Consider the following 8,138-nt stretch of genomic DNA (forward strand, 5'->3'; position numbering starts at 1 on the left):
CCGACCCAGTCGCCGTCGCGGATGCCGCGCTGCTCGGCGTCGTGCGGATGGATCTCGAGCCGGTCCTCGGCGTGCCAGCGGTTGTTCGCGGTGCGGCGCGTCTGCGCGCCGACGTTGTACTGGCTGAGGATGCGCCCGGTCGTGAGGATGAGCGGGTACTTCGCGCTCACCTTTTCGCTCGTCGGCACGTACTCGGTGAGCATGAAACGACCCTTGCCGCGCACGAACGCGTCGACGTGCATCGTCCGCGTGCCGTCCGGATGCGCCGCGTCGCACGGCCACTGGATGCTGCCGAGCTCGTCGATGCGCGCGAAACTGATGCCGGCGAAGGTCGGGGTGAGGCGCGCGATCTCGTCCATGACCTCGGCCGGGTGCGCGTAGTGCATCGGATAGCCGAGCGCGTTCGACAGGAGCTGGGTGACCTCCCAGTCGGCATGGCCGTTGCGCGGCTCCATCACCTTGCGCACGCGCGACACGCGGCGCTCGGCGTTGGTGAACGTGCCGTCCTTCTCGAGGAAGGTCGAGCCGGGCAGGAACACGTGCGCGAACTTGGCGGTCTCGTTGAGGAACAGATCCTGCACGATCACGCATTCCATTGCCGCGAGCGCGGCGGTCACGTGCTGCGTGTCCGGATCCGACTGCGCGATGTCCTCGCCCTGGATGTAGAGCCCCTTGAACTCGCCGTCGAGCGCGGCCTCGAACATGTTCGGGATGCGCAAGCCAGGCTCGGCCTGCAGCCGCACGCCCCAGGCCTGCTCGAACGTCGTGCGCACGGCGTCGTCGGAGACGTGGCGGTAACCCGGGAACTCGTGCGGGAACGAGCCCATGTCGCACGAGCCCTGCACGTTGTTCTGCCCGCGCAGCGGATTGACGCCGACGCCGACGCGACCGAGGTTGCCGGTCGCCATCGCGAGGTTCGCGATCGCCATCACCGCGGTCGAGCCCTGCGAATGCTCGGTCACGCCGAGGCCGTAGTAGATCGCCGCGTTGCCGCCGGTCGCGTACAGGCGCGCGGCCGCGCGCACGTCGGCCGCGGGCACGCCGGTGACCGCCTCGAGCGCCTCGGGCGAGTGCGCGGGATCCGCGACGAACGCTCGCCAGCGCGCGAACGACTCCACCTCGCAGCGCTCGCGCACGAACGCCTCGTCGACGAGGCCCTCGACGACGACGACATGGGCGAGCGCATCGAGCAGGGCGACGTTCGTGCCCGGTCGCAGCTGCAGGTGATGGTCGGCGCGCACGTGCGGCGCGCGCACGAGATCGATCCGGCGCGGGTCGGCGACGATGAGGCGCGCGCCGCCGCGCAGGCGCCGCTTCATCTGCGACGCGAACACCGGATGGGCATCGGTCGGGTTCGCGCCGATCACGAAGATGACGTCGGCGTGCATGACCGAGTCGAAGTCCTGCGTGCCGGCCGACTCGCCGAGCGTGCTCTTGAGGCCGTAGCCGGTCGGCGAATGGCACACGCGCGCGCAGGTGTCGACGTTGTTGCTGCCGAACGCCGCGCGCACGAGCTTCTGCACGAGGTAGGTCTCCTCGTTCGTGCAACGCGACGAGGTGATCCCCCCGATCGAGTCGCGGCCGTACTTCGCCTGGATGCGGCGGAGCTCGTCCGCCGCATGCGCGATCGCCTCGTCCCAGCCGACCTCGCGCCACGGATCGGAGATCTTCGCGCGCAGCATCGGCGTGAGGATGCGCTCGCGGTGCGTCGCATAACCGGTCGCGAAGCGGCCCTTCACGCACGAGTGGCCGTGGTTCGCATGGCCGTCCTTGTTCGGCACCATGCGCACGAGCTGCTCGCCGTCGAGCTCCGCGCGGAACGAACAACCGACGCCGCAATACGCGCAGGTGGTGACGACGCTGCGCGTCGCCTGGCCGTGCTCGAGCAGCGATGTCTCCATCAGCGCGCCGGTCGGGCACGCCTGCACGCAGGCGCCGCAGGACACGCAATCCGAGTCCATGAACGGTTCGCCCTGGCCCGCGACGATCGCCGAGGCGAATCCGCGGCCCTGCACCGTCAGCGCGAACGTGCCCTGCTGCTCGTCGCACGCGCGTACGCAGCGCGAACAGACGATGCATTGCGCGGGATCGAAGCGGAAGTACGGATTCGACGCGTCGACGGGTCGGAACAGCGGGTTGGCGCCTTCGTCCGAGCGCGCTTCGACGTGATTGGCGGCATCGAACCCGTAGCGGACGTCGGCGACGCCGATCCGCCGTGCGACGCGCTCCATCTCGCTGCCAAGGCCACGCGCGAGCGCGTCCTGCGGATGGTCCGACAGATACAGCTCCATGACGCCACGGCGCAGGCGCTCGAGCTTCGCGCCGTGCGTCGTCACCTTCATGTCGGCCGCGACCGGCGTCGTGCACGAGGCCGGGAACCCCTTCATGCCTTCGATCTCGACGAGGCACAGGCGGCACGATCCGAACGCGTCGAGCAGTTCGGTCGCGCACAGCTTCGGGATGTCGATGCCGGCCGCGGCGGCCGCGCGCAGCACCGAGGTGCCGGCGGGCACGCGCACCCCGACGCCGTCGATCGTCAGCGCGACGAGGTCGGTGGAGGTCGATGTCGGCGTGCCGAGATCGGTTTCGACGATGGACAACATGGCAGTCCGCCCCGCGATTCCATGAATTCAGACAACGCCTGCGCGCGCGTCGGCGAGGTCCGACGCCGCAGGTCCGCATTCATCCGAAGTCCTCGCGAAAATGCTTCAGCGCGCTCGCGACCGGATCCGGCGTGAGCCCACCGAGCGCGCACAGCGAGCCGTGCCGCATCGTTTCGCAGAGGTCCTCGAGCAGCGTGAACTGCGCGGCGCGATCCACGCCCGCGCGCAGGCGGTCGAGCACTTCGATGCCGCGCGTCGAGCCGATCCGGCACGGCGTGCACTTGCCGCAGGATTCCGCCGCGCAGAATTCCATCGCGTAGCGCGCCTGCTCGAACATGTCCACGCGGTCGTCGAACGCGACGATGCCGCCATGGCCGAGCATCGCGCCGATCGCGGCGAACGCCTCGTAGTCGAGCGGCGTGTCGAACTGCGATTCGGGCAGATACGCGCCGAGCGGGCCGCCGACCTGTACCGCGCGGATCGGCCGGCCCGAGTACGACCCGCCGCCGTAGTCGTACAGGAGTTCGCGCAAGGTCACGCCGAACGCCTTCTCGACGAGTCCCGTGCGCTTGAGGTTGCCGGCGAGCTGGATCGGCAGGGTGCCGCGCGAGCGGCCGATGCCGTAATCGCGGTAGTACGCGGCGCCGCGCTCGAGGATCAGCGGTACCGACGCGAACGTGATCACGTTGTTGACGATGGTCGGTCGCCCGAACAGGCCCTTGATCGCGGGCAGGGGCGGCTTGAAGCGCACCTGGCCGCGCCTGCCCTCGAGGCTCTCGAGCAGCGAGGTTTCCTCCCCGCAGATGTAGGCGCCCGCACCCAGCCGCACTTCGAGGTCGAAGCGGCGGCCGCTGCCGCGGATGTCGGCGCCGAGCCAGCCGGCCGCGTGCGCGTTGGCGATCGCCGCCTCGAGCGCGCGGCGCGCGTGCGGGTACTCGCTGCGCAGGTAGATGTAGCCCTGCGTCGCACCGACGGCGACCGCCGCGATCGTCATCCCCTCGACGAGGCCGAGCGGATCGCCCTCCATGAGCATGCGGTCGGAGAACGTACCCGAATCGCCTTCGTCGGCGTTGCAGACGATGTACTTGGCGGCCTGGGGACCACGGGCCGAAGGTTGCGGCACGGCTGCATCGAGCACGGTCTTCCACTTGATCCCGGTCGGGAACGCCGCGCCGCCGCGCCCGCGCAGGCCGGAATCGGTCACCGCCTGCACGATGTCCGCGGGCGCCATCGCCAACGCGTTGCGCAAACCGCGGTAGCCGCCGTGCGCGACGTAGTCGGCGACGCTGAGTGGATCGGTCGTGCCGACACGTGCGAAGCAAAGGCGATCCTGGCGCGCGAACCAGTCGAGCGATTCGATCGCACCGACGCGCAGCGGATGCGCGGCGGCACGGGCCAACCCGGCGTCGAACAAGCCCGCGACGTCGGCGGCCGCGACCGGCCCGTAGCCGACGCGCGTCGCCGTGCCGCCGGCGGCGACCTCGACTTCGACGAGCGGTTCGAGCCAGAGCAGTCCGCGCGAGCCCGTGCGCACGAGCTCGATCGCAATGCCGCGCCCGCGCGCGACGGTGTCGATCGCGCGCGCAGTCGCCTCGGCGCCGAGCGCGAGCGAGCTCGCGTCGCGCGACACGTACACGCGGAGCGGCGGCGTGGCGGTCGACAGGCTCGCCGGCACGCTCATCCTCGCATCCCCGCGACGAGCGCATCGAACGCCGCCGGCGTCACGCGTGCGTGGAGTTCGTCCTCATCGACGAGCAGCGACGGGCCGCAGCCGCAGTTGCCGAGGCAGTACACCGGCTCGAGCGTGATCGCGCCGTCCGCGGTCGTCCCGTGCCAGTCGACGCCGAGCGTGCGCCGCGCGTGCGCTTCGAGCGCGCGCGCGCCGAGCGCCTGGCACGCCTCCGCGCGACACAGGCGCACGACGTGTCGCCCCGGCGGCGCGGTGCGGAAATGATGGTAGAAGCTCACGACGCCGTGGACCTCGGCGCGGCCGAGCTCGAGCGCGCGCGCGACGGTCGGTAGCGCCGACGGGGGTACCCAGCCGAGCGCGTCCTGGATGCCGTGCAGGATCGGCAGCAACGCACCGGGCCGGCCGCGATGCACCGCGAGGACGGCATCGACCGCGGCACGCTGGACGAGCGTCAGGTCGTCGTCGTACGGTGATCGATCCTGCGGTGGTGGCGGCGTGTCGCCCATCTGTCGAGCGCGCGCGTGCGGGTGCGGCGCGGAATTCCGGTCGGAGAGCGACTCTGCACCACGCCGTGCGCTCCTGCAACCGGCGGCGCGCGACACGCGGCTGCCACGCACGTGACGCCAACGCGCAATGCCCGCGCCATCGCACCTTCACGGTGCGACGCGAAGCTGCGCGGCGGCTTCACGGACCCGGGTGGGCGCATGCGCCACGCAGCGCGCGGTGACGACTGGTCGCGGCGCCAGTTCATCTTGCGCGCGGCGGCGACGCTCGGCGTCGCCGGCTTCGGTCTCGGCGGCGGCCTGCTCGCGCGGCCGCGCTTCGACGCGTACCCGTTCGCGCTCGGCGTCGCCTCGGGCGATCCTGCCGCGGACGGCTTCGTGCTATGGACGCGCATCGCGACCGCACAGTCGGACGCCGCGTTCCTGCCGCTCGAGGACTACGAGGTCGAATGGATCGTGGCCGAGGACGAACGCCTGCGCCGGGTCGTGCGCAGCGGTCGCGGCGTCGCGCGCGCCAGTACGGCGCACGCGCTGCACGTGGAACTCGACGGCCTCGCCCCCGATCGCTGGTACTGGTACCAATTCCGCTGCGGCGACGCGGCGAGCCCGGTCGGGCGCACGCGCACCCTGCCCGTCGCGGGCGCGCCGGTCGCGCGCCTGCGCCTCGCGCTCGCGTCGTGCCAGCACTACGAGCACGGCTACTACGCGGCGTACCGCCACATGCTCGGCGACGACCTCGACCTCGTCGTGCACGTCGGCGACTACATCTACGAGGGCTCGTGGGGGCCTCGCGTGCGCCGCCACGAAGCCGACGGCGGCGTGGAGACGCTCGCGGACTACCGCAACCGGCACGCCTGCTACCGGCGCGACGCCGACCTGCAGCGCGCGCACGCGGCCTACCCGTGGCTCGTGACCTGGGACGACCACGAAGTCTCGAACGACTACGCGGGCCTCGTTTCCGCCTACGGCGAGCCTGCGCACGCGTTCGCCGCGCGCCGCGCCGCGGCGTACCGCGCATGGTGCGAACACATGCCGCTGCGCGCGCGGACGCGCGCGACCTTGCGCATGTACCGCCGCTTCGCATTCGGCGACCTCGCCACGCTCAGCCTGCTCGACGACCGCCAGTACCGCGCCGCGCACGCCTGCGCCGACCGGGGCGAGATGATCGATGCGGCCGCCTGTACCGAACTCGGCGCGCCGTCGCGCAGCGTGCTCGGCGCCCCGCAGGAGCGCTGGCTCGAGGACGGGCTCGAGCGCGGCGACGCGCATTGGAACGTCATCGCGCAGCAGACGCTCGTCGCGCCGTTCGTGTCGCGCGACGACGACGGCGAACCTCGCGTCTGGACGGACGGCTGGGACGGCTACCCCGCGGCGCGCTCGCGACTGCTCGGCCACGTCGCCGAGCGGCGCATACCGAACGTGGTCACGCTCGGCGGCGACGTGCACGCGTTCCACGCCTGCGATCTCAAGGCCGACTTCGCCGATCCGGACAGCGCGACCGTCGCGACCGAGTTCGTCGGCACCTCGATCAGCTCGCTCGGCGACGACCACGCCGCGCGCGTGCGCGACCTCGACCTCAACCCGCACGTGCGCGCCTACGACGGCCGCTGGCGCGGCTACCTGCGCTGCGACATCGGCCGCGACGCGTGGCGCAGCGACTTCGTCGCGCTCGACGACGCCACCGATCCGCGCAGCGCGGCGCGGACGCTGCAGGCGTTCCACGTCGAAAGCGGTCGTGCCGGCGTGCAGGCGTAGGACGCGCGGTGCACGTCGTCGATCTGACCCTGTTCTTCGCGCCTCACAGCGGCGGCGTCAAGCGTTACCTGCTCGCCAAGCGCGCGTTCCTCGCCACGCAGCGCGACGTGCGCCACACCCTGCTCGTGCCGGGCCCGCGCACCGCCGCGCACGCACCGGGCCTGGTCGAGCTCGCGAGCCCGCGGGTCCCGTTCGGTGCCGGCTATCGCGTCCCGCTGCGCGTGCACGACTGGTCGGCGATGCTGCGCGACCTGCGCCCGGACCTCGTCGAGGCGGCCGATCCGTACCACCTCGCGTGGATCGCTGTGCGCGTAGCCGACCGCCTCGGCGTCGCCGCAACCGCATTCGCGCATTCGGACCTCGCGCGCCTGCTCGGCGACCGCGTCGCGCCGGCGATCGGTCGCGTGGCGAGCGCCTACCTGCGCAACCTCTATCGACGCTTCGACTGCGTGTTCGCGCCGAGCCGGCTCGTCGCCGAGCGCCTCGGCGACCTCGGCGTCGAACGCGTCGCGCTGCAGCCACTCGGCGTCGACGGTCGCGTGTTCCACCCATGCCGCGCCGATCCGGCGCTGCGCGCCGAGCTCGGCCTCGCCGCCGATGCGCGCCTGCTCGTGTTCGCGGGCCGCCTCGCGGCGGAGAAGAACGTGCCGCTGCTGCTCGACGCATTCGCCCGCCTCGGCGCGCCGTACCACCTGTTGCTGGTCGGCGGCGAGCGCGCGCTGCGGCTCGCCCCGCACGCGACGCTGCTGCCGTACCAGCAGGACGGCATCCGCCTCGCGCGCCTGCTCGCGAGCGCCGACGCGCTCGTGCACGCGGGCCGGCACGAAACGTTCGGCCTCGTCGTGGTCGAGGCGATGGCGTGCGCGCGCCCGGTCGTCGCGCTCGGCGGCGGTGCGATCGACGAACTCGTCGACGCCTCGGTCGGCGTGGTCGCCGCGCGCGCGGACGCGCGCTCGCTCGCCGAAGCGGTGCACGCGCTCTACGAACGCGATCGCGCCGCAATGAGTGCGCTCGCGCGCCTTCGCGTCGCGCGCGACTACTTGTGGGAGCGGACCCTGCCGCGCCAGCTCGAGCGCTATCGCGACCTCGTGCAGGCGTCGCGCGCGCGCGCCGGCCACGACGGTACGATCGCCGAGCCCGCGTGATGGCGCGCCTGTGCATCGCGATCCATGACGTCGCGCCGGCGACCTGGCCCGCGTGCGACCGCCTGCTCGCGCTCGTCGACGCGCTGGGCGCGCCGCCGCTCACGCTGCTCGTCGTGCCCGACTGGCACCGCCGCGGCGCGATCGACGCCGACCGCGCGTTCCGGCGAGCGATCGACGCGCGCGTCGCGCGCGGCGACGAGCTCGCGCTGCACGGTCTCGTGCACCTCGACGAGGCGACGCCGCCGCGTCGTGCGCTCGACCGGCTGCGTCGGCGCGTGTTGACCGCCGGCGAGGGCGAGTTCGCCGCACTCGACGAAGGCGAAGCGCTCGCGCGCATCGATGCGGGCCTCGAGCGCTTTTCGCGCTGCGGCTGGGCCGCGCGCGGTTTCGTCGCGCCCGCGTGGCTGCGTGGCGCGGGCACGCGCGCGGCCCTTGCGCGGAC

At 72.5% G+C, this 8,138-nt stretch carries 6 protein-coding genes; 3 read left to right on the plus strand and 3 right to left on the minus strand.

The annotated features are described in order from the left end of the window. From fdhF to VI238_RS17245, 3 genes are all read right to left on the minus strand, one after another. Positions 1 to 2,603, minus strand: a 2,603-nt coding sequence (fdhF, locus tag VI238_RS17235) for a formate dehydrogenase subunit alpha (protein ID WP_331653596.1), incomplete at its 3' end; no start/stop codon positions are given. A gap of 79 nt (positions 2,604 to 2,682) precedes the next feature. Further along, positions 2,683 to 4,284, minus strand: coding sequence for a formate dehydrogenase beta subunit (locus VI238_RS17240; RefSeq protein WP_331653598.1), 1,602 nt, complete (start codon positions 4,282 to 4,284; stop codon positions 2,683 to 2,685). Further along, positions 4,281 to 4,799 (minus strand): formate dehydrogenase subunit gamma, encoded by a 519-nt coding sequence (locus VI238_RS17245; RefSeq protein ID WP_331653600.1) that lies wholly within the window; start codon positions 4,797 to 4,799, stop codon positions 4,281 to 4,283. The genes VI238_RS17240 and VI238_RS17245 overlap by 4 nt, the downstream gene beginning before the upstream one ends. A 198-nt stretch (positions 4,800 to 4,997) precedes the next feature. Here VI238_RS17245 and VI238_RS17250 point away from each other — a divergent pair, with 198 nt between their 5' ends. The 3 genes from VI238_RS17250 to VI238_RS17260 form a co-directional block, all read left to right on the plus strand. Then, on the plus strand, positions 4,998 to 6,551 hold the full coding sequence (locus tag VI238_RS17250) for an alkaline phosphatase D family protein (protein ID WP_331653602.1): 1,554 nt from the start codon (positions 4,998 to 5,000) through the stop codon (positions 6,549 to 6,551). Between the two features lie 8 nt (positions 6,552 to 6,559). Further along, positions 6,560 to 7,696: a glycosyltransferase gene (locus VI238_RS17255; protein ID WP_331653604.1), complete on the plus strand. Its 1,137-nt coding sequence runs from the start codon at positions 6,560 to 6,562 to the stop codon at positions 7,694 to 7,696. Beyond that, positions 7,696 to 8,138, plus strand: a 443-nt coding sequence (locus VI238_RS17260) for a DUF2334 domain-containing protein (protein WP_331653606.1), incomplete at its 3' end; no start/stop codon positions are given. The genes VI238_RS17255 and VI238_RS17260, both read left to right, overlap by 1 nt.

Source organism: Dokdonella sp., from assembly GCF_036518555.1.
Classification (GTDB): domain Bacteria; phylum Pseudomonadota; class Gammaproteobacteria; order Xanthomonadales; family Rhodanobacteraceae; genus Dokdonella_A.